This is a genomic window from Mycobacterium sp. RTGN5 (genome assembly GCF_033804465.1).
GTDB lineage: Bacteria > Actinomycetota > Actinomycetes > Mycobacteriales > Mycobacteriaceae > Mycobacterium.
The window spans coordinates 60,699-83,446 of the sequence record NZ_JAPZLA010000010.1; the positions used below are offsets into that span (position 1 = coordinate 60,699).

The 22,748-nt window shown below is 65.2% G+C and carries 19 protein-coding genes, 1 tRNA gene and 1 pseudogene; 12 read left to right on the plus strand and 9 right to left on the minus strand.

What is annotated here, in order from left to right:
* Positions 1 to 10 precede the first annotated feature (10 nt).
* From SLQ31_RS28715 to SLQ31_RS28725, 3 genes are read right to left on the minus strand one after another with little or no spacing between them, the layout of a single operon-like run.
* Positions 11 to 2,347 (minus strand): glycerol-3-phosphate 1-O-acyltransferase, encoded by a 2,337-nt coding sequence (locus tag SLQ31_RS28715; protein WP_319437591.1) that lies wholly within the window; start codon positions 2,345 to 2,347, stop codon positions 11 to 13.
* Complete coding sequence (locus SLQ31_RS28720) at positions 2,344 to 3,951, minus strand: HAD-IB family hydrolase (RefSeq protein ID WP_319437592.1); 1,608 nt, start codon at positions 3,949 to 3,951, stop codon at positions 2,344 to 2,346. Before SLQ31_RS28720 ends, SLQ31_RS28715 begins: the two co-directional genes overlap by 4 nt.
* Complete coding sequence (locus SLQ31_RS28725) at positions 3,951 to 5,426, minus strand: wax ester/triacylglycerol synthase family O-acyltransferase (RefSeq protein WP_319437609.1); 1,476 nt, start codon at positions 5,424 to 5,426, stop codon at positions 3,951 to 3,953. The genes SLQ31_RS28720 and SLQ31_RS28725 overlap by 1 nt, the downstream gene beginning before the upstream one ends.
* A 162-nt stretch (positions 5,427 to 5,588) precedes the next feature.
* On the opposite strand from SLQ31_RS28725, the gene SLQ31_RS28730 reads away from it, so the two are divergent.
* Complete coding sequence (locus SLQ31_RS28730) at positions 5,589 to 8,372, plus strand: ornithine decarboxylase (protein WP_319437593.1); 2,784 nt, start codon at positions 5,589 to 5,591, stop codon at positions 8,370 to 8,372.
* 7 nt (positions 8,373 to 8,379) lie between these two features.
* Here SLQ31_RS28730 and SLQ31_RS28735 read toward each other — a convergent pair whose 3' ends face one another.
* On the minus strand, positions 8,380 to 8,640 hold the full coding sequence (locus SLQ31_RS28735; protein WP_319437594.1) for a hypothetical protein: 261 nt from the start codon (positions 8,638 to 8,640) through the stop codon (positions 8,380 to 8,382).
* A 100-nt stretch (positions 8,641 to 8,740) separates the two neighbouring features.
* Between SLQ31_RS28735 and SLQ31_RS28740 the strand changes: the two genes are divergently transcribed.
* Both SLQ31_RS28740 and SLQ31_RS28745 read left to right on the plus strand, forming a co-directional pair.
* Entirely contained in the window at positions 8,741 to 8,971 is a 231-nt protein-coding gene (locus tag SLQ31_RS28740) for a hypothetical protein (protein WP_413643253.1), read from the plus strand.
* Positions 8,968 to 9,270, plus strand: a complete 303-nt coding sequence (locus SLQ31_RS28745; protein ID WP_319437595.1) for a hypothetical protein — start codon at positions 8,968 to 8,970, stop codon at positions 9,268 to 9,270. Before SLQ31_RS28740 ends, SLQ31_RS28745 begins: the two co-directional genes overlap by 4 nt.
* 6 nt (positions 9,271 to 9,276) lie before the next feature.
* Here the strand turns inward: SLQ31_RS28745 and SLQ31_RS28750 are convergent, their stop codons facing one another.
* The gene (locus SLQ31_RS28750; protein WP_319437596.1) at positions 9,277 to 9,882 is read right to left on the minus strand and encodes a TetR/AcrR family transcriptional regulator; all 606 of its coding nucleotides are present in this window, start codon (positions 9,880 to 9,882) and stop codon (positions 9,277 to 9,279) included.
* Positions 9,883 to 10,022: 140 nt separating this feature from the next.
* Here SLQ31_RS28750 and SLQ31_RS28755 point away from each other — a divergent pair, with 140 nt between their 5' ends.
* Together SLQ31_RS28755 and SLQ31_RS28760 are read left to right on the plus strand one after the other, a co-directional pair.
* A complete protein-coding gene (locus SLQ31_RS28755) occupies positions 10,023 to 11,240 on the plus strand; it encodes a cytochrome P450 (protein WP_319437597.1) in 1,218 nt (405 codons plus the stop codon).
* A gap of 127 nt (positions 11,241 to 11,367) precedes the next feature.
* A complete protein-coding gene (locus SLQ31_RS28760; RefSeq protein ID WP_319437598.1) occupies positions 11,368 to 12,036 on the plus strand; it encodes an SDR family oxidoreductase in 669 nt (222 codons plus the stop codon).
* Positions 12,037 to 12,039: 3 nt separating this feature from the next.
* Here the strand turns inward: SLQ31_RS28760 and SLQ31_RS28765 are convergent, their stop codons facing one another.
* Entirely contained in the window at positions 12,040 to 13,248 is a 1,209-nt protein-coding gene (locus tag SLQ31_RS28765; RefSeq protein ID WP_319437599.1) for an alpha/beta hydrolase, read from the minus strand.
* A gap of 380 nt (positions 13,249 to 13,628) precedes the next feature.
* Between SLQ31_RS28765 and SLQ31_RS28770 the strand changes: the two genes are divergently transcribed.
* The 4 genes from SLQ31_RS28770 to SLQ31_RS28785 all read left to right on the plus strand — a co-directional run bounded on the left by SLQ31_RS28770 (position 13,629) and on the right by SLQ31_RS28785 (position 16,769).
* Complete coding sequence (locus SLQ31_RS28770; protein WP_319437600.1) at positions 13,629 to 13,907, plus strand: hypothetical protein; 279 nt, start codon at positions 13,629 to 13,631, stop codon at positions 13,905 to 13,907.
* Between the two features lie 95 nt (positions 13,908 to 14,002).
* Positions 14,003 to 14,076, plus strand: a tRNA-Arg gene (locus tag SLQ31_RS28775).
* A gap of 690 nt (positions 14,077 to 14,766) precedes the next feature.
* A complete protein-coding gene (locus SLQ31_RS28780; protein ID WP_319437611.1) occupies positions 14,767 to 15,108 on the plus strand; it encodes a WhiB family transcriptional regulator in 342 nt (113 codons plus the stop codon).
* Positions 15,109 to 15,593: 485 nt separating this feature from the next.
* Positions 15,594 to 16,769, plus strand: a complete 1,176-nt coding sequence (locus SLQ31_RS28785) for an LLM class flavin-dependent oxidoreductase (RefSeq protein ID WP_319437601.1) — start codon at positions 15,594 to 15,596, stop codon at positions 16,767 to 16,769.
* A 9-nt stretch (positions 16,770 to 16,778) separates the two neighbouring features.
* Here SLQ31_RS28785 and SLQ31_RS28790 read toward each other — a convergent pair whose 3' ends face one another.
* Entirely contained in the window at positions 16,779 to 17,018 is a 240-nt protein-coding gene (locus tag SLQ31_RS28790; protein WP_319437602.1) for a TauD/TfdA family dioxygenase, read from the minus strand.
* 285 nt (positions 17,019 to 17,303) lie between these two features.
* On the opposite strand from SLQ31_RS28790, the gene SLQ31_RS28795 reads away from it, so the two are divergent.
* Genes SLQ31_RS28795 through SLQ31_RS28805 form a run of 3 tightly spaced genes read left to right on the plus strand, consistent with a single transcriptional unit; the run spans position 17,304 to position 20,626 of the window.
* Positions 17,304 to 18,506, plus strand: a complete 1,203-nt coding sequence (locus SLQ31_RS28795) for an LLM class flavin-dependent oxidoreductase (RefSeq protein WP_319437603.1) — start codon at positions 17,304 to 17,306, stop codon at positions 18,504 to 18,506.
* Positions 18,507 to 18,519: 13 nt separating this feature from the next.
* Complete coding sequence (locus SLQ31_RS28800) at positions 18,520 to 19,902, plus strand: NtaA/DmoA family FMN-dependent monooxygenase (RefSeq protein WP_319437604.1); 1,383 nt, start codon at positions 18,520 to 18,522, stop codon at positions 19,900 to 19,902.
* 31 nt (positions 19,903 to 19,933) lie between these two features.
* Entirely contained in the window at positions 19,934 to 20,626 is a 693-nt protein-coding gene (locus SLQ31_RS28805) for a GNAT family N-acetyltransferase (RefSeq protein WP_319437612.1), read from the plus strand.
* A 141-nt stretch (positions 20,627 to 20,767) separates the two neighbouring features.
* On the opposite strand, the gene SLQ31_RS28810 is transcribed toward SLQ31_RS28805, so the two are convergent.
* Together SLQ31_RS28810 and SLQ31_RS28815 are read right to left on the minus strand one after the other, a co-directional pair.
* Complete coding sequence (locus tag SLQ31_RS28810) at positions 20,768 to 22,654, minus strand: family 2A encapsulin nanocompartment cargo protein cysteine desulfurase (protein WP_319437605.1); 1,887 nt, start codon at positions 22,652 to 22,654, stop codon at positions 20,768 to 20,770.
* Positions 22,641 to 22,748, minus strand: a pseudogene (locus tag SLQ31_RS28815) (hypothetical protein); the annotation flags it as partial. The gene SLQ31_RS28810 and the pseudogene SLQ31_RS28815, both read right to left, overlap by 14 nt.

Consider the following 22,748-nt stretch of genomic DNA (forward strand, 5'->3'; position numbering starts at 1 on the left):
CAGCGTAAGTTCAGGCGTCCTGCTCACGTAAATTCAGCTCGCGGACATAGAACTGTTCGGTGGACAGTGCGCTGATGCGGTCCATGTCGGCGAGGATGCTGCGCAGCTCACGCAGGAACGCCCGGCGGCGCTCCGGCAGATCCGGGGCGGCTTCCATCAGGTGCTGGTCGGCAACCACCTGCCGCGCGGTCGCGAACAGCAGCGCCGACACCGCCTCATTGCTGCGGACTCGACCCTGCGCGGCGTACTGGGCGCCCACGCCCAGCGCCCGCTTGGTCAATTCCTTCTCGTCGATGTCGGTCGGTGCGTCACACAGCACGTCGGCGACGATCTCGTAGGCCTCGATGAACGGCCGCAACATGGCGTGCGACATCAGCGGCTGTTTGCGGCGCAGCAGGTTGTCCACCGCGTCACCACCGCCGGCGACATGCACCTCCCAATCCTCTTGCCACGACAACTCTTCGGCGAGGTGCTCGCGGAAGGCGGCGGAATCGGCGAAGTAGAAGTCGAACTTCAGCAGATCCCGCAACCGCATGGCCTGGTCCCAGAACACCGCAACCCGGTCACCGTCGGGTGCCCGCCCGGCGTGGGCCAAGGACAGCTCGGTGATCGCGGTTTCGAGGAACGCGTGAATGAGCGTGTTGCGGTAGAAGGCCGCCTCGTGTTCGTGCTCCGGCGCGATCCGCCACACCGGCTCGTGACCACCGTCCACCCGGGTGACCGGATGGCCGTTGGACATTGCGTCGACCGCGGCACGCACGCCCTCGGGGGTGCGCAGCCGCAAGGTGCTGTTGGTGATCGGATTCTGCTTACGCTCAAGGTAATCCAGCGAGTCCTGCAACGTGTGGTGCAGCTGCCCCAGCGTCAATGCGCGACCGCGGGTGGCGAGCAGGAGCGCCGATACAAGCCCGGTGGCGTTGATCGGGGTGACCCGCAAGATCCGCCACGCCACTTCGAACGCCATCTTCTGCATGGCGAGGCGTTTGGCGGCTTCATCGGTGGCGACCTCGCCACCCGGCTCACCGAGGTACTGCCGCATTGACACCGCCTCGGGGAAGCGGACGTAGATCTTGCCGTAGTTGCGCTCCCCCTGCGCCTTGATGAAGTTGAACAACCACTCCGCGCTCTCCGGGGTCTTCTCCCCGCCGCGGGCGTAGTTGGCGTATTCGGTGGTCTCGTGCAGCTGATCGAAGCTGATCGACACCGGCTGCAACAGGATGTCCTCGCTGCGGCCGTCCAGGTACGCGTCGGCGACGTAGGCGAGCAGACCGAGCTTGGGCGGCAACATCTTTCCGGTTCGCGACCGGGTGCCCTCGATCGACCAGCTGAGGTTGAAGCGCTTCTGCACGATGTACCCGACGAACTGGCGAAGTACGTACTTGTAGAGCGGATCGTCGAGCTTGCGGCGCAGGAAGATGACACCCGAGCGGCGCATCAGTGGTCCCATGAACCCGAACGACAGGTTGATCCCGGCGAACGTGTGCGCCGGAGGAAGCTTGTTTTCCTGCATGGCCACCGGGACGATGACGCCGTCGAGGTAGGACCGGTGCGACCACAGCAGCACCGCCGGGTGGTCTTCCAGGCCGCGGCGCATGGACTCGATCTCCATGCTGTCGTAGTCGATTCGGGGATCGAATCCCCGGCTGAAGATGGCACGCCCGAGGTTGGGGATCAGGTCGACGGAGAATCTGCTCCACCCGGTGGCCAACTCGTTGAGCATCTCCTCGGCCTTGACCGATGTGGCCCCGGGGATCTGCTCGAGGCCCTCCATGAAACGCGACGACGACATCAGCTCGTCGGTGATCAGTTGCGGCGACTTGTATTCCGGCCCGAGCAGCCGCAGTTCCATCCGCTCGACCGCCAGTGCCGCGCGGCGCAGCACGAAGCGCGCGAAGTCGCGCGGGCTGTCGCCGACGGTGTTCTCCTGCCACAGCTGGCGTAGCTCGGACACCTTCGCCGGTTCGCCGGCGACGATACGGGCCCGGGATGGATCCTTGCGAAGGATGTTGCGCTGCAATACTTGCGGCGGACGGTAGGTGTCGCGCCCCGACAGCAGGCCGACGATCTTGACCCGGGTGGGCAGGCCGCCCGGAACCCAGAACACCCGGACCGGGACGACCAAGCGGTCCTCTCCGCCCGAGAGTTCCTCGACGAGCGATGCCACCACGCCGGGCGGCGGATCACCGGCCGGCAGCTGCAGCACCTCGACCTTGGTGTCGGGGTGTGCGCGCCGCTGGGCGTGCAGCCAGTCGTTGAGCAGCTCGAACTCGGCCTTCGAGGAGACCGAGGCCAGCACCAGCGCGTCGTCGGTGGTGCTGAAGTCGGCCAGGTGGTCGGTGTGGGTCATTTGCGGCCCCTGGCATTCGGCGACTTCGGGGTGGCAGGCGCGGCCTTCTTTGCGGGCGTTTTCCTGGCCGCAGACCTCTCGGCCGCAGCCTTCTTGGCAGGCGCCTTCTTGGCGGCCTTCTTCGGTGTCTTCTTGTACAGGTCGTGCACCGGAACTTCGCCTTCCGGCCAATCCTTGAGAGTATCCAGGTAGAGCTGACGAACCTCGTCGATGCGTTCCGGCAGATCGTCGAGCGTCCAGTCCGCGATCGAAAGAGGCGGATGGACAACGATATCCACCTCGCCGGGGTTCATGGTGGAGGAATCCCGGGAGGCGATCACTTCAGCATTGCGGACCACGATCGGCACCAGCGGAACACCGGCGGCCATCGCCAGCCGGAACGGGCCCTTCTTGAACGGGCCGACGGTGCGGGTGTCGATCCGAGTGCCTTCGGGTGCGATCATGATCGACAGGCCTTTGGCCACCATCTTCTCGACCTCATGCATGGTTTCGATGGCGGCCTTGGGGTCGTCCCGGTCGATGAAGACCGTGTCGACGAGCTTGCCAAGGGTGCCGACGACGGGGTCGCTTTGTAATTCCTTCTTGCCCACACCGGTCCAGTTGTCGCGCAACAGCGACGCGACGATGACAGGGTCGGCATTGTTGCGGTGGTTGAAGATGAACACCGCCGGGCGTTCCTTCGTGAGGTTCTCCCCACCAAGGACGTTGAGTCGCACACCATTTACGGCCAGCAGCAGGTTCGGGAACGCGGTGGTGAAGAAGTTGAGCCCGCGCCGTCGGCTGCGGGTGAGCGCCCCCCACCAGATCGCGCCGGTCGCGGCCGGCACCAAGGCGCCGACACCGAGCAGGGTGCGGACCTGACCCATCAGCCCGCCGCTGCCACGACTGGAGAACTGCAGGATCGGCCAACCCCGCCGGCGGGCCACCGCGGCCATCTTGCCTTCGGGGTTGGTCGGCCGCGGATTGCCGACCAGATACATCAGCGCGACGTCCTCGTCGCCGTCGGCGTAGAAGTAGGAGCCCTTGAGGTCAATGTCGTTGTCGGCGGCGAACTTCTGCACGGCGTTGGCCTTGCCCGGCCCCCACAGGATGGGCCGGATCACCTCGCCGGTGAGCACATCGTTCTCGTCGACCTCGAACCGGTTGGTCAGCGTGTTCTTGATACCCAGGAAGTTGGCTACCGGTTCGACCTGAATGGTCAGCGCCGACGAGCTGAGCACCACGGTGTGCCCGCGCTCCATGTGCGCATGCACCAGCTCGCGCATCTCCGGATAGATCCGGTTTTCGATCTTCTGCACGAACATCCGCTCGCCGATCTCGTGCAGATCGCTCATCGCCCGCCCGCGAAGAGCCTGCGACGCCTTGGTGATCAGCTCCTCGAACTCCAGCCGGCCGAGCTGATGGTTGAGACCGGCGGCGATCATCGTGATCAGCTCACCGATGCCCATATCGCGGCTGCGGAAGCGTTCCTGGGTGAGGATGACGGCGGTGAAGCCGGCCACCAGCGTGCCGTCCAGATCGAAGAACGCTCCGATCTGTGGGCCCTCCGGGCTGGCCATCACCTCGGCGACCGACCCGGGCAGCCGCATCTCCTTGTCGCTCATCAGAAGGACACCGATCCGTTCGTGGAGGGTTGGGCGGAGTTGTCGACCTGATCGGGGAACGACGAGGGCACCACGCGCGGCGGCGGATCGCCGGCCAGCGCCAGCACCTCGTCGAAACCCTCACGCAGGCACTGGGCGAACAGGCCCTCGTCGGTGATCGACGCGCGGTCGTAACGGGCGGTCACCGTGGCAAAGCCGCCACGCGAGACCAGCACGACCATCATCGCCACCCCGGGAAGCGGACCGATGCCAAACTGCCGCAGCACCTTTGCCCCGGCGATGTAGGTGTCACCGGCGTAGACGGGCACATTGCTGGCCTGCACATCGGAGGCGATGACCGACCCCGTCATCGCCTCGAGGATGGCATCGGGCAGCAGCCCGACCACCGGCGCGATGGCACCCATCAGATCGATGGCCGCCTCTTCGCGCCGTGACGTCATCTGCTTACGGATCTTCTGGATCCGCACGGCCGGGTCGGCGACGGCGATCGGTGCGGCGAGGTTGACCCCGGCGAACCGGTTGCCGCCGGCCGGGTCGGCCTCGGCGCGCAGGCTCACCGGCACCGCCATCGGCAGGCTGTTGATCGGGACGCCGAGCGCCTCGTGGTAGCGCCGCAGCGCTCCACACAGCCCGGCCAGGTAGGCGTCGTTGATCGAGCCGCCGGCGGCGTGTGCGGCCGAGCGCAGGTCGGCCAGGCGCATCTCGATGGCTTCGCTTCGCGACGACAGGCTGCGGCGGCGCAGCAGCGGGGAGGGCTCGGCGGCGCGGCCCACGACCCGGCGGCCGGAGCGGGCGTAGTCGACGACGTCCCACACGGCCGTTCCCGGGTTACGCACCGCGCGCCCGATCACCGACAGTCCGCCCGAGACAGCGCCGAACAATCCGCTGACGATGGCGCCGGGCAGTTGGTTGAAGCCCTCGCGCATCAGGTCGTTGGGCGTGAGGTCCTGCGGCACCGGCATCGGCGGCGCCGGCCTGGGTGCCGGTTCGCGTTCCAGGTCGTAGATCTCGGCGAACATCGCGGTCGCGCCGACACCGTCGGTGACGGCATGGCTCAAGTGCAGCAGGGTGGCAGCCTTGCCACCTTCCAGACCTTCGACGAGGGTCGCCGTCCACAGCGGTCGCGAGATATCCAGCGGCGACTGCAGGCTCACCTCGGCCAGATCGAGCACCTCGCGCAGCGTGCCGGGCTCGGGCACGCGCACCCGGCGGACGTGGAAGTCGAGGTTGAAGTCGGGGTCCACCACCCAGCGCGGCGCAGCCGTTGGCAGGGTCGGCACGACGACCCGTTGGCGCAACCGGAGCACCTTGCGCGAGGCGTTCTCGAAGCCGGTCCGGAACCGGTTCCAGTCCGGTGTGCGGTCGAGGATCTCCAACGCCATGATCCCTGACCGCGTCCGCGGATTGGCCTCCCCGCGATGCAGCAGCATGTCCAGGGCGCCGAGTTCGTCGACAGGTCCGCTCACCCCGACCACGCTAGTCGGCACGCAACGGTGGCGGGTCTCGATTGTGAGACGGCTTGGCGGGAGTCGACACCCTGGCGTCAGCCGATCGACAGGCACGCTTGGTCCACGGTTGGCCCGCCCGACATGCCCGCTCTGCAACCCTTGTCACCGAGAATCGTGAAAGGGCCTCAAATGGTGGACATCTCGCGTGCGTACAACAGTGTTGGGCAATTGCGGGCGGACGCCTGGTGCCGACTCGAAGAGGCCGCCGACCGGCTCACGAGGACAACCACGACCGGTGCGCTGAAAGAGAAATACGTCGGCATCTGCCGCGATCTACTGAATGACCTCACGCCACTGGAGCCGTACTGGGCGTTCCCCGGCTCGCCGCAATTCGCCAGGGTGCAGCGGCTATTCGCGGGCGGCAGCTACGACAAGTTCGCCGGCGTCGTCACCCGCGTCAACCGCGCGCTGACCACTGAGTCCTACCGGTCCGGGCACCCCGAGACCGCAGCCGAAGACCAGGACCTGTTCCCGACCGACCCGCGACAGCTGGAAAGCGCGCCCACGTCACATCGCGATCAGCCGTACTTCGAGGTCCTGGTCGTGGAAAAGATGACCGACGCGCAAGAGCGCGCGCTGCGCAAAGAGGTGCGCAGTTGGCGCCGTCCCGATGACGAGTTCGTCTACGAGCTGGTCGTGGTCGGCAGCGGCGACGAAGCGTTGATCGCCGCCCGGCTCAACGTCAACCTGCAGGCCGTCGTGATCCGGCGGCGGTTCTCCCATCAGTCGACCCGGGATCTGTCCACGCTGGCCGAGTTCATCGACACCGAACTCACCGGCGAACTCGCTGACCACCAGTCCCCTGACGACCGAGCCGAGATCCTGGCGACCTCGCTGGCCGAACTCCGTCCCGAGTTGGACCTCTACCTGATGACCGAGATCGACGTCGAGAGCATCGCCGGCCGGCTCGGCCAGCACTTCCGCCGGGTATTCCACGCCCGCGAAGGCATGCTCGAGTTGCACCTGTCGATCCTGCACGGGGTCGCCGCCCGCTACCGCACCCCGTTCTTCAGCGCCCTTAAGCAGTACGCCCACCGGCCCACCGGTGTGTTCCATGCGCTGCCGATCTCGCAGGGCAAGTCGATCGTCACCTCGCACTGGATCAAGGACATGGTCAGCTTCTACGGCCTCGAGGTGTTCATGGCGGAGACGTCAGCCACCTGCGGCGGGCTCGATTCGCTGCTCGACCCGACCGGCCCATTGCGGGAGGCGCAGGACTTGGCGTCGGAGGCCTACGGCTCGCGGCACAGCTACTTCGTCACCAACGGCACCTCGACGGCGAACAAGATCGTCACGCAAGCACTTGTCGCCCCGGGCGACATCGTGTTACTCGACCGGAACTGCCACCAGTCCCACCACTACGGAATGATGCTGGCCGGCGCGGAGGTCGTCTATCTCGAGGCGTATCCGCTGGAGACCTATTCGATGTACGGCGCGGTGCCGCTGCACGAAATCAAATCCAAGCTGCTCGCCCTCAAGGCGGCGGGCAAGCTCGACCGCGTCAAGATGATGTCGCTGACCAACTGCACGTTCGACGGGATCGTCTACGACGTCACGCGAGTCATGGAGGAATGCCTGGCCATCAAGCCCGACCTCGTATTCCTTTGGGACGAGGCATGGTTCGCGTTCGCGCGATTCCACCCCGTCTACCGCAGCCGGACCGGGATGGCCGCGGCGAAGGCGCTGCGCGAGAAGCTGCAAGACCCGTCCTACATCGCGCACTACGAGTCGACGCTGGCCGAGCGAGCCACGATGTCGGACGAGGAACTGCTGGAAAACCGGCTGATCCCCGATCCGGCCAGGGCGCGGGTGCGGGTGTACGCCACCCAGTCGACCCATAAGACACTGACGGCGCTTCGGCAGGGCTCGATGATTCACGTCTTCGACCAGGACTTCGAACAGAAGGTCGCCGAGGCGTTCCACGAGGCGTACATGGCGCACACGTCGACGTCGCCGAACTATCAAATCCTGGCATCGCTGGATCTGGGCCGGCGTCAGGTGGCACTCGAAGGGGTCGAACTCGTGCAGCGTCAGCTCGAGAACGCGATGCAGTTGCGCGACGCGATCGACATTCACCCGTTGTTGCGCAAGTACGTGTCGTGCCTGCGCACCTCGGATCTGATCCCGGAGATGTACCGGCCATCACGCATCGGCCAGCCGTTGCGCTCGGGTCTGCGCAACATGATGGCGGCCTGGGCGGCTGACGAGTTCGTGCTCGATCCGTCACGAATCACGTTGTCGATCGGCAACACCGGCTACGACGGCGATCAGTTCAAGCGCGAACAATTGATGGACCGCCACGGTGTCCAGATCAACAAGACCTCCCGCAACACCGTGCTGTTCATGACCAACATCGGCACCACCCGCAGTTCGGTGGCGTTCCTGGTCGAGGTGTTGGTGAAGATCGCCTGCGAGCTTGACGAGCAGGTGTCCGAGATGAGCCTGGGCGAGCGCGGACGATTCGAACGGCGGGTGCATCGCCTGATGCGGCAATCGATTCCGCTACCGGACTTCAGCGGATTCCACGCCGCCTTCCGCGACGGCGACGCCACCCCCGAAGGGGACGTTCGGGCGGCGTTCTACCTGTCCTACAACGACGGCAACTGCGAGTACCTCTCCGACGCCGAGATCGACGAGCGGCTGGCCGCCGGCCGGCAGGTGGTCTCGGCGACGTTCGTCACGCCGTACCCGCCCGGGTTCCCGGTGTTGGTGCCCGGGCAGTTGTTCAGCCCGCAGATCCTGGCTTTCATCCGCGACCTGGACACCCCCGAGATACATGGCTACCGGCCCGATTACGGGTATCGGGTCTACACCGAGAAGGCGATGGAGATCGCCGCCGGTACCGTGACACCCGAGTCGAACGGGCATCGCGCCCTGGTCACTGCCAGCAGCGAGGACTCGGGCGCCGACTAGGCCTGGTCTAGCCAATGCACAGCGGCGGCAGCAGCAACAGCACCGGCCACAACAGGGCCGCCTCCACGTACGCCGCGACCTCGGCGCCGGCCGGCAGGATCCGGCCGAGCTGGACCTCTAGCTGCTGCACGGCTTCGGGGTGGAAGAACGCCCAGGTGAGCCCGATGATCAGGTGTGGCACGGCCAGCCACATCGCCACCTCGAGCACTGCTTCGATGCTGACCTTGTAGTTGAGCACCCGGCGCACTCGCGTCATCAAATCGTCCATCAGGCCCCTCCCCGAGTCTGGAAACTCAGGTTCTCACAAATCGCTCTCGTTGGCCGCCCTTCTGATTAGGATTGGGCTCACGCAGGCGGGAGGGGACCTAATGCAGCTGGTGACGAAGCTTCGACAGATCCTGGCTTACAAGCTGACCATCGCCGAACTGATCGGCATCGGGTTGCTGCTCGGCATCCCTTATCTCGCGGTCGGGCTGGTGTGGTCGTCGACCCACACCGAGCACCTGCATCAACTGCACGGCGCTGATCTGGTCGTGTCGTTCTTAGGGTCCATCGCATCGTGGCCCGTGCTGCTGTTCGCGAATGTCTGCATGACGTGACCACCCGGCGCATCGTCGCGGGCACCGTCGCGGTGGCGTTGCTGACGGTCGGCCTACTCGCCCTGCGCTGGCCGGTATACCTCCCCGACTACGACGCCTGGGGTGTACAAGTCAAGTGCGGCAGCGGTTTTAGCGCCGACCTGGCACAGGCGACATTCGCCGGCGCTACCGATCGCTGCCAGCAGGCGCTGGCGGTGCGGCGGATGTGGGCGATCCCCGTTGCGGCGCTGGGCTGGCTGATCGTCGTCGCGGTGGCGCTGCCGTTGCTCAGGCCACAGGACGCCCGCTCACCGGCCTGACAACCGTTACCTGCTGGGCAGCACGAGATTCGCCATCACAAACTGCAGATAGGGCTCGTAAAGGTCCTGGTCGTCCAAATGGCTTCCCATCAACACGCCCTCCGTGCTGGCGACAAGCAGCCGAGCCAACGTCTCGGCGGGCATCCGGAGCTCGCCGCCAAGGCGAGCAACGTGATTGATGATGTAGTTGGCGATCCACTGGATCATCCGTTCGCGGTGTGGCGCCAGACGCTCGCGTGCATCTGCGTTTCGCAGCAGGTACAGGGAGAATTCGTAGTTGAGCGCAGCATCAGCCCGACTGGCGGTTGTGACGCCGCGCCACCGCTTCACAAGTTCGTCGACCAGTTGGTCGTTGAGCACCTCGAAAGAGCCGATGACGTCGTCGAAATTGGCCGCCAGGCGTTGTAGCCGCCGCTCGACGACAGCAAGAAACAGGTCGTCCTTGGCTCCGAAGTGTGACGTGATCGCACCGCGCGTGTACCCGGCGACCTCGGCGATGTCGTCGAGCGCGGCACCTGCGAAGCCGTGATCGGCGAACGCCGCCTCTGCCGCGTCGAGCAGCAGATTTCGGGTGTGTTGCAGCCGCCGCTCACGCGTCCATCTCTCCACCATGCGTCGATAGTCTCAGATCGCTGTCGCACCTTGTACAGCTCGGCCCCAGTCGATATATTCATGGCCGGATAAATTATCCGGTTTCGTATATAAGTGACTGAGCTGCTGTTACTGGTTCGACCACATCGAGGGGTGTGACGTTGCCCAAATCTCGCGAAGAGCATGCCGAGCGGTGGGACCTGCGCCATGAGGACTTCAACGACAACGACTTTCTCTACGACGTATACGACGTCATGCGCGCGAAGTCCTCATTCGCTTATACCGACACGCCCTTCCTGACCCCCGACGGCGGCGGGTCGTGGGTGGCAGTCACCTACAGCGCGTGCTCCGCGATCCTCAAGGACTGGGAGCACTTCTCGAGCAACCCGACGCCGCAGGGTGCCGAGCAATTTCCTGGCGATATCGTGATCACCCTCGATCCCCCGCGTCAGCAGAAATTCCGCAAGGTCCTCAATCCGTACTTCTCTCCCGGCCGGATGCAACAGCTACAGCCCGAAATACGTTCTGAGACAGACCGATTGATCGATGAGTTCATCGAGTCGGGAGCCGGTAACCTCGCCGAGGTGGCATGGCGACAGCCGGGTATTGTTTTCTTCAAGTACCTGCTCGGGTTGCCCGTCGACGACGTCCCGCTGTGCATCGAATTGACCGACACCGCCCTCAACGGCACCACAGAGGAAGTGCGGAGCACAGCGTGGGGCGGGCTGTACCAGCACCTCACGGACGCGGTCGTCGCGCACTCCGAAGGCCCCCCAGTCGACGACATGATCGACGTGCTGCTCAATGCGGAGATCGACGGCCAGAAACTGGCATTCCAGGACGTGGTCGGCAACGCCATGCTGCTGGTGCAGGCTGGGCTGGAGACTACTGCCAACGCGATGTCGTTCGCCTTCCACTACCTCGCCACTCATCCAGGCGAACGCGACAGACTGATTCGCGAGCCAGAAATCATGCCCTACGCCATCGAGGAGTTCATTCGGTTCGCCGGGTCGATCCACGGCATTCCGCGAACCGTCGCACGCGACGTCGAACTGGACGGGCAGACGTTTTGTCCTGGCGAATCCGTCCAGGTCAACTACGCCTCGGCGAACCGGGATGCGGCCGAGTTTCCGCAGCCCGAGCGCTGCGTCCTGGACCGACGGCAGAACCGCCACCTGGGATTCGGCGCGGGCGTGCACCGTTGCCTCGGTTCCAATCTCGCGCGCCTCGAGTTCCGGATCGGCGTAGAACAGGTACTGGCCAGAATGCCCGACTTCACGCTGTCCACCGACACCGAGGCGAAGTTCCACGGGAACTCCGTCACACGCGGATACCGCACGGTTCCAGTGACATTCACGGCAGGAAAGCGCTCAGGCTGAAGGCTGCATGAGGTGAGCTCACCGGCCTGAGGAGGCCGGCCACCGTTTAGCGTTATCTTATATTTACCTTATTTTTCTTAGAGTTCGTGTAGCGTGGGCTTCGCCGCAGCAATGGAAGGAACCCGCCATGCAGCCATTTGCACGCGTCGTCCTGATCACGGGCGCATCGAGAGGTATCGGAGCCGAGGTCGCGCGCCAGCTCGCCTCCCCCGACACCCACGTCATCGTGAACTACCGGGAAAAGGTGAATCGGGCGAACGCGGTCGTCGAGGCGATCCGCGCTGCCGGCGGGAACGCCACGGCCCTGGCTGCCGACATCTCCGACGATGTTGAGGTCGCCGCGATGATGCAATACGTCACGACCCAGTTCGGCAAGCTGGATGCGTTGATCCTCAACGCGTCGGGTGGCCTCGAGAAGGGCGCGGATCCCGGTTACGCGATGCGGCTCAACCGCGACGCCCAGCGCCGACTCGTGTCGCTGGCCATGCCGTTGATGCCTGCCGATTCTCGGATCGTGTATGTCACCAGCCACCAGGCTCATTTCTATCCGAACAAGGCAGTGCCGAAGGGATACGCGGGCGTCGCCGCAAGCAAGCGGGCGGGCGAAACCGCGCTCTACACAATGCGTTCCGAGCTCGACCACGCAGGAATCCACCTGACGGTGGTGTCCGGCGACGGGACCGTCATCGTCCCGGCCGAGGAATTCGCGACCGCAATCGTCAACGCCGCGGTCACGCCGAGCCCGTCGACCATCGTCTATCGCGGTGGCGCCGACTATCTGATGACGGTGGCCTGAGCGTCAGCTCGCGGAGCTGACCGCAACCCTTCTGGTGCGCTTGCCCGCCGCGACGTGCCGCCCGTAGACGATGCCCAGGAAGCTCGCGACGGCCTCGGCCGCCATCTGGCAGCGCAGCGTGGCGATGGTGTCGAATGCGTGGTGCGCGTTGGGCAATTCGGCGTAGGACACCGTGCGGGGGCCGGACTTTCGCAGTGCGGCGGTGAAGGCCCGCGCCTGCGAACTCGGGATGACAGCGTCGTTTTCACCATGCAGCACGAAGAACGGCGGGGCGTTGCGGTGGATGCGGTGCAGGGGCGAGGCATCCCGGTACAGCTGGGGATCATCGGCCACGCGGCGTTGCATGACGACATGTTCGAGGAGCGGCATCATCAGCGGGTGCATGTTGTCGGAGCTGGTCAGGTCGTAGACGCCGTAATACGGCGCGGCGGCCTGGACGCTGGTGTCGGCGTCCTCGAAGCCCGGCTGGAACGTGGGGTCCCCCGCGGTCAGCGCGGCCAGTGAGGAGAGGTGCCCGCCGGCTGAACCGCCGGTGATGGCGATGAAGTCCGGGTCACCCCCGTACTCGGCAATGTTGTCCCGCACCCAGGCGATGGCGCGCTTGACGTCGATGATGTGCGCCGGGAACGCGTTGCGCGGGCTGCGGCTGTAGTTGATCGAGACGCAGATCCAGCCCAGCTCGGACATCCGAGTCATCAGCGGATAGCCCTGGCCTCGTTTGTCATTGACCGACCACCCGCCGCCGGGCACATGGATCAGGACCGGTGCGCGATACCCCTCCGGCAGGTCAGGGCGGCGCCAGATGTCGAGTAGGTGATTGCGCCCGCCGGGTCCGTAGGAGATGTTCGTGGTCTTTTTTGCGTACCGGCCCCGACGACGCGCGGCTTCGACGACGCCGGCCAGACTGGGCCGACGGGCCGTGTACGCCTCCAGCGGGTGGCGCACGGCGTCGGTGTAGTTCCGGCCGAAGGTCTCCTGGAGCGCGGCGTCGAGGACGGTGTCGGCTTTCTGGACGGCCAGCGCGCAGGCGATCTTCTCCAGCGGCGACGGGACTGCCGAGAGCGCGTGACCGGTGAGGACCTGCGGGGCGAATTCCGCCGAGAGCCAACCGAGTACCCAGCCCGCGGCAGCCGGCGAACCCCGCAGCAACAGCGAACCAGTGTGAAAGGCCCGCGTACAGCGCGCGGTGACCTGCTCGAACGGGCTGCTCATAAGCTGTCAGACTCCCTTGTCTTTAGCTCGCCTAACGCCTTTGCCAGACCGCGGAAGCGGCGCATGGACCAGGCGTGTGCCAGTCGTCACACCATAACTCAACTTTGGCCGAAGCTGAGGAATTCTCAGGTTCCGGTTTGCCGCCGCGCTCTTCGTGCAGGCCAGAGGTCAAGATAATTGGCGAACCACGCCAGCTAGCTCAGCCGGGCCGCGTGTCGCCCGGCAAAGTGAACGCGCGATGACGTCGCGCTGTCTGCCAACTTGACTCCCAGGAAACGTCGGGCGATTTCCATGATGATTTGACGATGCTTCTCGAGGATCCATATACCGCTGCGGCCGGCGCCCTGACCGCCCGCACCGAGCCTTCGTACATCGCGCACGTGACCGCGCCGTTGAGCCGGCGGTTTCCGCGAAAATCGACGGAGCATGCATTTCATCCCAACGATGCAGCTCAGGCGCGGCTGTTCAGCGACCTGATGCAGGCTGAGATCGAGGATCTCCAGGATCTGATCGCCGTCGCGGAGCGCCGCTGGTCGAGCCGGCTCGACGCCGGCTGGGGTGCCGAGCGGACGCCGGAACCGGTGCTGCGGCTGCGCGAAAAGCTGAAGGAAGTGCAGCGGCTACAGAAGGCCATGCAGGCCCGATTCGGCACTGACTGACGCTCGCGTGGATCTGCGCTCACTGAGATTCCAATTCACAGGGAGTTACACGCGCCCCTTCTGGCAAACCAGCCCCGCTAGACTATTCACGCGCTGCCTCCGTAGCTCAGTCGGATAGAGCAAGGGCCTTCTAATCCCTAGGTCGCAGGTTCGATTCCTGCCGGGGGCGCAGAATTTTTGCTACTGGCGGTGCAGCAAGGACTCCACAGCGGCCACGACGTGGCCGCGGTGCGCATGGCGGCGGCGAGGCGGTCGACGGTCATGCGAGCAGGCAGGCCGGCGTCGTCAATGAGCGTCGCGACCGTCTTACGGAAGCTGTGCGAGCGGATATCCGGGACGCCCCGTTCGTCGCGAGTCTTGCGCCACTGTTCGGCGAAGTTGTCGGGATCGCGCAGCGTGACGATGGCGAATGCGATCAGCGGGATCCACCCGCCGCCCCGCCGGTCTTGGTCTCGTTGACGCGGACCGGGCCCTTGGCCTTCTCTCGGAGATGACGTTGCCGCAGGCAGCGATCATCGGCATCGGCATCGGGATCGGCATCGGGAGGTCCAGCGGCGCAACGCCCCCAACGCCGACGAACACGCCTACGGCTCTATGAACAATTAGATGTCTTGAGCCGCTAACCCCGATTTCGCCTCAGCCACAGCACTTTTCTTCGAGCACTGAGTCGTCGACGGGATCAAGCCAGGCGGATCATCACGGACCCGAGACCCCGATGGAGTAGAGCCGTCGCCGAGCTGCCGACATTACCGGTCAGCGCCATCCTTCTAGATTCACCTCGATCACATACCTCGGCTTGGCGAGGCTGAACGCTCATGATCAGGACAACATACCGCCGAGAGGAGTGCTTGCCATCGTGGTGTCGCGCTATCCGTTATCGCTGTCTGCCCGCTCCGGCCAACGACTTCCGCCGCCGTTGGCCGTCGAATGGGAGTGGCAGACGATCGGGCGATGCGTCGGTCACCCGGTGGAGGTGTTCTTTCCCGAAGACGGCCCACGCGCTAATCGTCGTCGACTTGAACGACAAGCCAAGGGTATCTGCACCGACTGCCCGGTGAGGGCCCAATGCCTCTCACACGCATTGAATACCCCAGAACCACACGGGGTGTGGGGCGCGATGACATCCAGTGAACGCCAGCAGTACCGCACCGAGGCGGCTGTCGCCGATCGACAGACCGTGCCAAAACGAGTGATCGCCTGATGGCGGACAACGATGAACCGATTGGTGCCGAACCGTCGAGGAACGACCCCGCCGCCGTCTCCTACTTGAGCAGAAGATCCGCGACACCTAATGGGACCCGAGGTACCAACAGCTAGGCGGTGACGTCGCGCATCTCTAGGGCTTCCGTCGTTGTGGCACAGGCTGATCCGATCATCTGACGATCATCGCCGGGCCCACTCCTCGGCAAGCAGTTGATAGGACAGCACTCGGTCGCACTGCGGGTGACGTGCCCGCCACTCCTGGATTGAGGTGGTGCTCGTCGAGCACTGTCAGTGGCGGCCTGATTCAGGCTAACGACGCGACGCCCGTCGACTCAGATGTGCGCAGAGCGCAGCTCCGTCAGTGGACGTCCGGGCGGCCAATTGAGCACGTTCTCTTTCGGATCAGGCTGAGTTAAAACCGGATTGGCGTGAGATGGGACCGGTTGCAGTCGCTGTGCGTGAGGGGTCGCTACTGTCAAACCTATGACTGTCAAGCTGCACTGGTTCCTGCCGACCTACGGCGACAGCCGACTGATCGTGGGTGGCGGTCACGGCACAGCCGTCGGCGCCGCACACAGTGACCGCGACGCATCCATCGACTATCTGGCGTCGATCGTGCGCGCTGCCGAAACGTTCGGGTTCACCGGGGCACTGATCCCCACCGGTGCGTGGTGCGAGGACGCGTTCATCACCGCGGCATTGCTCGCGCGCGAGACCACCTCACTGGGGTTCCTGGTGGCATTCCGGCCCGGGCTGGTCAGTCCCACGTTGTCGGCGCAGATGGCAGCCACCTTCTCCCGCCATGCACCGGGGCGCATCCTGCTCAACGTTGTCGTCGGCGGCGAGGCGCACGAACAGCGGGCCTTCGGTGATCATCTCGACAAAGACGCCCGTTACGAGAGGGCCGACGAGTTCCTCGAGGTTGTCCGACGGCTCTGGGCCGGCGACACGGTCACGACGCAGGGTAACTACATCAGTGTCGAAGAAGCGTCCTTGGCGATCCCACCGAATCCGGTGCCGCCGTTGTACTTCGGCGGTAGTTCGGCTGCGGCCGGGCCCGTCGCGGCGCGGCACGCCGACGTGTATTTGACCTGGGGTGAGCCGCCGGCGGCGGTGGCCGAGAAGGTCGCGTGGATACGCGGGCTGGCCGCCGAGCAGGGCCGCAATGTGCGATTCGGGATCCGTCTACACACCATTTCCCGCGACGATGCCGACGAGGCGTGGGCGCAAGCCGACAAACTCGTCGCCGCACTCGACGAGGAGACGGTCAAGGCCGCGCAGGCGGGCCTAAGCCGCAGCCAGTCCGAAGGGCAGCGACGGATGCTCGCACTGCACGAGGCCAATCGCGCCGACGGCTCGTGGCACGACGCCCGCAGCTTGGAGATCGCGCCGAATCTGTGGTCGGGCGTCGGGTTGGTCCGCGGCGGTGCGGGCACGGCGCTCGTCGGCAGCCACACCCAGGTCGCCGACCGCATCGCCGAATACGCCGAGGTCGGCATCGACGAGTTCATCTTCTCCGGGTACCCGCACCTGGAAGAACTGTTCTGGTTCGGCGAGGGCGTCGTGCCGATACTGCGGGAGCGCGGCTTGTTCGATAGCGGACGGGTCGACGCACCACCGGTATCGATCCCGTTCGTCGGGGCGACAGCGTCACGTTGAGGGCTGAGCTCAGCCGGCAATGACCTTGCGGTAGGCCCGTGGAACGTCGTAGTCATTGACTGCGAAATGCCACCTGGCAAGGTTGTCCCAGATGACGAAATCTCCGGCATTCCAACCGAATCCGATGCTGGAGTTGGGCGAGGAGGCGTGTGCACGGAGGACCGGAAGGAGCGCACGACCTTCTGCCTCCGCGATACCGGTCAGCCGGATCGCGGACGAGCTGATGAACAGACCCTTGCGGCTTGTCATCGTGCGTCGCCTCACCTGAGCGGAAATCTCGGCGCCATCTTAAAATTCGCTGCCATCGCCGCGGAATGGTTTGAATCGTAGCGATGATGTTGGGAATGTCCGGGCTAGAGTCGTTGTTGGATCGACAGTCGCAAGTGTCTCGACCGTGAGGAACTCATCGTGCGTTCGGCCGTTGGCTACATCGCCTCGCGTTGTTGTCGTGAGCGGCGAACGTCTTAACCGCAAGGGCGACGTCGCCGCATCGGCCATATTCTCCACTCCGCCGACCGACGAGAGCCCGAGTTCATGTCAGAACAGTCAGCATTGATTCACTTGGCCGTCGCCCTTGATGGCGCCGGCTGGCATCCATCCGCCTGGCGGGAGTCTGACGCCAGGCCGGCAGACCTTCTCACAGCCGGCTATTGGACTGACCTGGTCGTCGAAGCTCAGCGAGGGCTGCTGGACTTCGTCACGATCGAGGATGCGTTCACCCTGCAGTCCGACGATAAATTCGCCGCCGACCAGCGCACCGATCGGGTACGCGGCCGCCTCGACGCAGTATTGATCGCGTCCAGGGTCGCCCCGCGGACGGCCGGCATCGGACTCGTCCCCACCGTCACGACCACCCACAGCGAGCCGTTTCACGCCTCGAAGGCGATCGCCACCCTCGACTACGTCAGCACCGGTCGCGCCGGGGTGCGGGTGCAGGTCGCGAGCCGCACCGATGCGGCCGCGCACTTCGGTCGACGCGAGATCACCCCCGTGACTGCGCTGTTGCTGCGAGATCGTCAGGTGCGAGAACGCATTGCCGAGCACTTCGACGAGGCGGCGGACTACGTCGAAGTACTGCGCCGGTTGTGGGACAGCTGGGAGGACAGCGCCGAGATCCGTGACGTGGCCACCGGCCGGTTCATCGACCGGAACAAGTTGCACTACATCGACTTCAAGGGCAAATGGTTCTCGGTCAAGGGACCGTCGATCACTCCCCGGCCGCCGCAAGGTCAGCCGATCGTGACCGCACTGGACCACGGCGCCGACGACTACCGGTTGATCGCCCGCACGGCTGACGTCGGGTTTGTGACGCCGCATGACATTGCGTACGCCACCACGATTGTGGAACGTGTCGCCGTGGCACGACGAGCCGTGGAACGCACCGATGATCTCCTGTTGTTCGCCGACCTGGTGGTGTTCCTCGACGACACGACGAGCGCGGCCCAGGCGCGACAGCAACGGCTCGACGAAACTGCGGGCAGCGAATACGCCAGTGACGCAAAGATTTTTGCGGGCACGCCTCAGGAACTCGCCGATCTGCTGGAGCAGTGGCATGCCGCCGGCCTTACCGGTTTTCGGCTACGGCCGGCCACGCTGCCACATGACCTGACCCAGATCGCCGACGGGCTGGTGCCGGAACTGCAGCGCCGCGGCCTGTTCCGGGCCCAGTACGGCACAAACACACTGCGCGGTTCGCTCGGCTTCGACCGCCCCACCAGCCGCTATGCGACAGCCTGACGAGGATTGTGATATGAGTAAGCCCACCAAGCAGATTCATCTCGCCGCCCACTTCCCCGGTGTCAACAACACGACGGTGTGGAGCGACCCGGCGGCGGGCAGCCACATCGAGTTCGACTCGTTCGTACGGTTCGCCCAGACCGCCGAGCGCGGCAAGTTCGACTTCCTGTTTCTCGCCGAGGGACTGCGGCTACGCGAACAGAACGATGAGATCTACGACCTCGACGTTGTGGGTCGCCCCGACACGTTCACCGTACTGGCCGCGCTGGCCGCAGTCACAGAACACCTTGGACTGGCAGGCACCATCAACTCGACGTTCAACGAACCCTATGAAGTGGCACGGCAATTCGCCAGCCTGGACCATCTTTCCGGCGGCCGGGCAGCGTGGAACGTCGTCACCTCCTGGGATGCGTTCACCGGTGAGAACTTCCGCCGAGGCGGCTATCTCCCGGAGGATCAGCGTTACGACAGGGCCCGCAGCTTCCTGCACACCACACACGAACTGCTCGACTCCTGGCACGGCGACGAGATCCTGGCCGACAAGGCCTCCGGTGTCTTCCTGTCCAACCCCACACCCGGTGCATTCACCCACCGCGACGCGTTTTTTGATATCACCGGCCAGTTCGATGTCCCCCGCAGTCCGCAGGGCAGACCCGTGATCTTCCAGGCCGGGGACTCTGACGAGGGCCGTGAATTCGCGGCCGCCGATGCCGACGCGATCTTCTCGCGGCACAGCACGCTGGACGCGGGTCAGGCGTTCTATGCCGACGTCAAGGGCCGACTCGCCAAATACGGACGCCGCCATGACGAGTTGCTGATCCTGCCCGCGGCCACCTTTGTCCTCGGCGACACCGACACTGAAGCAGCGGATCTCGCACACGAGGTCCGGTTGGCTCAGGTCTCACCGCAGACGGCCATCAAGTTTCTCGAACAGCTATGGAACAGGGATCTGTCCGACCACGACCCCGATGGTCCGTTGCCCACTGTCGACCCGGTGGTTGGGGAGAACGTCATCGCCCGCGGGCGGGCCAGCGTCCGGATGCACCGGGACCCGGTCGCCGTAGCCAACGAATGGCGCGCCAAGGCGGAGGCGGAGAACCTGACCACCCGTGAGCTGATCATCGAGGTCACCGGTAGGCAGAACTTCATCGGCTCCCCCGAGACCGTTGCCGCCACCATCAATGAATTCGTCCAGGCCGATGCCAGCGACGGCTTCATCCTGGTTCCGCACATCACGCCGGACGGGCTTGCTCCCCTCGTCGACAAGGTCGTGCCCCTCCTGCAGGAGCGTGGCGTGTTCCGCAGCGACTACGAAGGAACTACCCTGCGCGACCATCTGGGGCTCGCTCCCCTGCGTGCACAATCCGGTAACGCATCCAGCAGTGTCGCCTCCTGACCGCGCGGCGGCGACATTTGCAGGCGATGGCCTGTCGACCGGCGCGGCGCGGCACCCGCTTGACAACCCCGCTTACGCATCGCTTTCCGGGCCGCATACGCATTTCGCCGAACGCAAGGGCAGGGCGCTGCGATATCCGGTGGACGTCTCACCGTTCGTGGCCCTGCCGTTGTCTCCGGACGATCAGGACTGGGCCGATATCGCCGCGCTTGCCGGTCCCGGGGCGTTAATCCCTCTCGCGGGCGTCGAAGGTCAGCCGCCCACCGAGTGGGAGATCGTTGCGCGCGGTGCGGGTGTCCAACTGGTTGACGACGGCGTCGCCGCTCAACCCGATGACGAGGCGGTACGACTGACCGCCGCCGATGTGCCGGAGATGCTGGCGCTGGTCGAGCAGACGAAACCGGGGCCCTTCTTACCGCGCACAATCGAATTGGGCACTTATCTGGGTATCCGTCGAGGTGGCCGATTGGTCGCGATGGCCGGCGAGCGGTTGCATCCACCCGGGTGGACGGAGATCAGCGCGGTGTGCACCGCGGCCGATTACCGAAGTCGCGGCCTATCCACCCGCCTGGTGCATGCAGTTGCCCACGGCATCCGGCAACGCGGTGAGATACCCTTCCTGCACGCAGCGGCCAGCAATACCAACGCGATTCGCCTTTACCAGTCGCTAGGCTTCCGGCTCCGCCGCGCTGCCACGTTCATGACGGTGCGGGTTCCGGGCTAGCCCAACAATCCAATGATTCGCTACTCCCCGGTCGCATGTCGGCCACGCCGACTAGACGTGCCTGTCGTGCGTTCTTTTGGTCGACGTGACCTATACCGTTGCACCGGGTCACCCTCGCCTGCACCGTTGACGGGCCCACGCTTACCCGGTGTTGGTGCCACCTTCTGCGATTCGGCGTACCGCTTTGAGGAAGACGTCGATTTCGTCGTAGGTGTTGTAGAACGCGAAGGACGGCCGAACGGTGGTTTCTACGCCCATCCGCCGCAGGATCGGCTGGGCGCAGTGGTGTCCAGCCCGGACGGCGATCCCCTCGGCGTTGAGCGCCTTGCCGACCTCGAGCGAGTCGTGGCCGGCTAGGACGAAGGACAGCACGCTGGCCTTCTCGTCGGCCGTACCGATCAGCCGCACCCCGGGGATGGCGGCCAGCCGCGGCGTGGCGTATTCCAGCAGGGCGTGCTCGTAGGCGGCGATCCGGTCGATCCCCACCTTCTCGACGTAGCGGATGGCTTCACCGAGTCCGACGGCGTCGGCGATGTTGCCGGTGCCGGCTTCGAACTTGTTGGGCAGGCCCTGATAAATCGAGCGTTCGATGGTGACGTCGGCGATCATGTTGCCGCCGCCCTGCCACGGCGGTGTCTCGGCCAGTGCCTCCTCGGTGCCATAGAGCACCCCGATCCCGGTCGGGCCGAAGATCTTGTGGCCGGAGAACACCAGGAAGTCGGCGCCGGTCTTGCTGACGTCGATCGGGATGTGTGGGACTGATTGGGCGGCGTCGATGAGGACTCGGGCTCCGTAGCGGTGGCCGAGTTCGACGATCTTGTCCACCGGGGTGACCGTGCCCAGCGCATTGGAAACCTGCGTTGCGGCAACCAGTTTGGTCCGCGGCCCCAGCAGGTCCTCAAACTCGCTGAGCAGCAGATTACCGGCATCGTCGACGGGCGCAACTTTGAGGACGGCGCCGGTCTTCTGCGAGATCATCTGCCAGGGAACGATATTGGCGTGGTGCTCGAGGTTGGTGATGACGATCTCGTCGCCGGGACCCAGGTGCTTGCCGCCCCAGGCCTTGGCCACCAGGTTGATCGCCTCGGTGGTGCCGCGCACAAAGATGATCTGCTCGGATTTCGGTGCTCCGATGAACCGCCGAACCGCTTCGCGGGCCTCTTCGTAGGCATCGGTGGCGCGGGCGGCCAATTCGTGTGCGGCACGGTGGATATTGGAGTTCTCGTGCGCGTAGAAGTACGCCAGCCGATCGATCACCGCCTGCGGCTTCTGGGTGGTGGCGGCGTTGTCGAACCAGATCAGCGGTTTGCCGTTGACCGTTTCGCGCAGGATGGGGAAATCCGCCCGGATGGCGTGCACATCGAAGATCTCGTGCTTGTCCGGAATCTGCGGCACCGGTTCGGCCAACCCGGGAGCTGCCGAGGTGAAATAGTAACTCGCCTCGTCACCCGATGGGGCCGAAGCCAATTCGGGTGATGACAGGAAGCTGAGATCCGGAATCCCCGGAACCTCCGTCGACCACCCCGGCACCGAACCGCGCGGAGCGACCGGAGCCGCCGGGCGCGCCTGCGCAAGCACGCCCGGCGCCGTCGGCATGATGCCGTCGGGCACCGTGAACTCGCCGAGGTTGAACGGACTGAACGAGCTGCCCACGCCGCTCCCGGCATGTCCGGCCGACGTCACTGAGGTCAGATCGGGTGCGCTCCCCCGCGGTGCCACCGGTACCGCCTGCGGCGGAATCGGTTCGGGCCCCGGTGAACTCGGAGCCGGAACCGCCAGCGACGGTGTCGCCATTACGGCGGTCGGCTCCAGGTGGGTCTGCGACCCCAAGCCGGACTGTGCATAGCTGGCAGCCGATGTGGTGTCGGGGACGTTTCCGCGCGGAGCCGGCGGAGCCGTCTGCGGCGGACTGTCATTACCGGGCCGAAAGCTGGCGGCAAACAGCTGATTCGCCATTGCGGCCAGTTCGGCCTCGCTGATCGGGAGGTCGCCTTCGGCGTCTACCGATCGATACTCACTTGTACTCATGGAACTGGTCCACCGCAGCGCCCTCGAGCACGGCAAGTGCATCGTCGGTCAGCACGGCCAACGAGGAGTACTGGGTCACCAGGTAGGAGGCGAT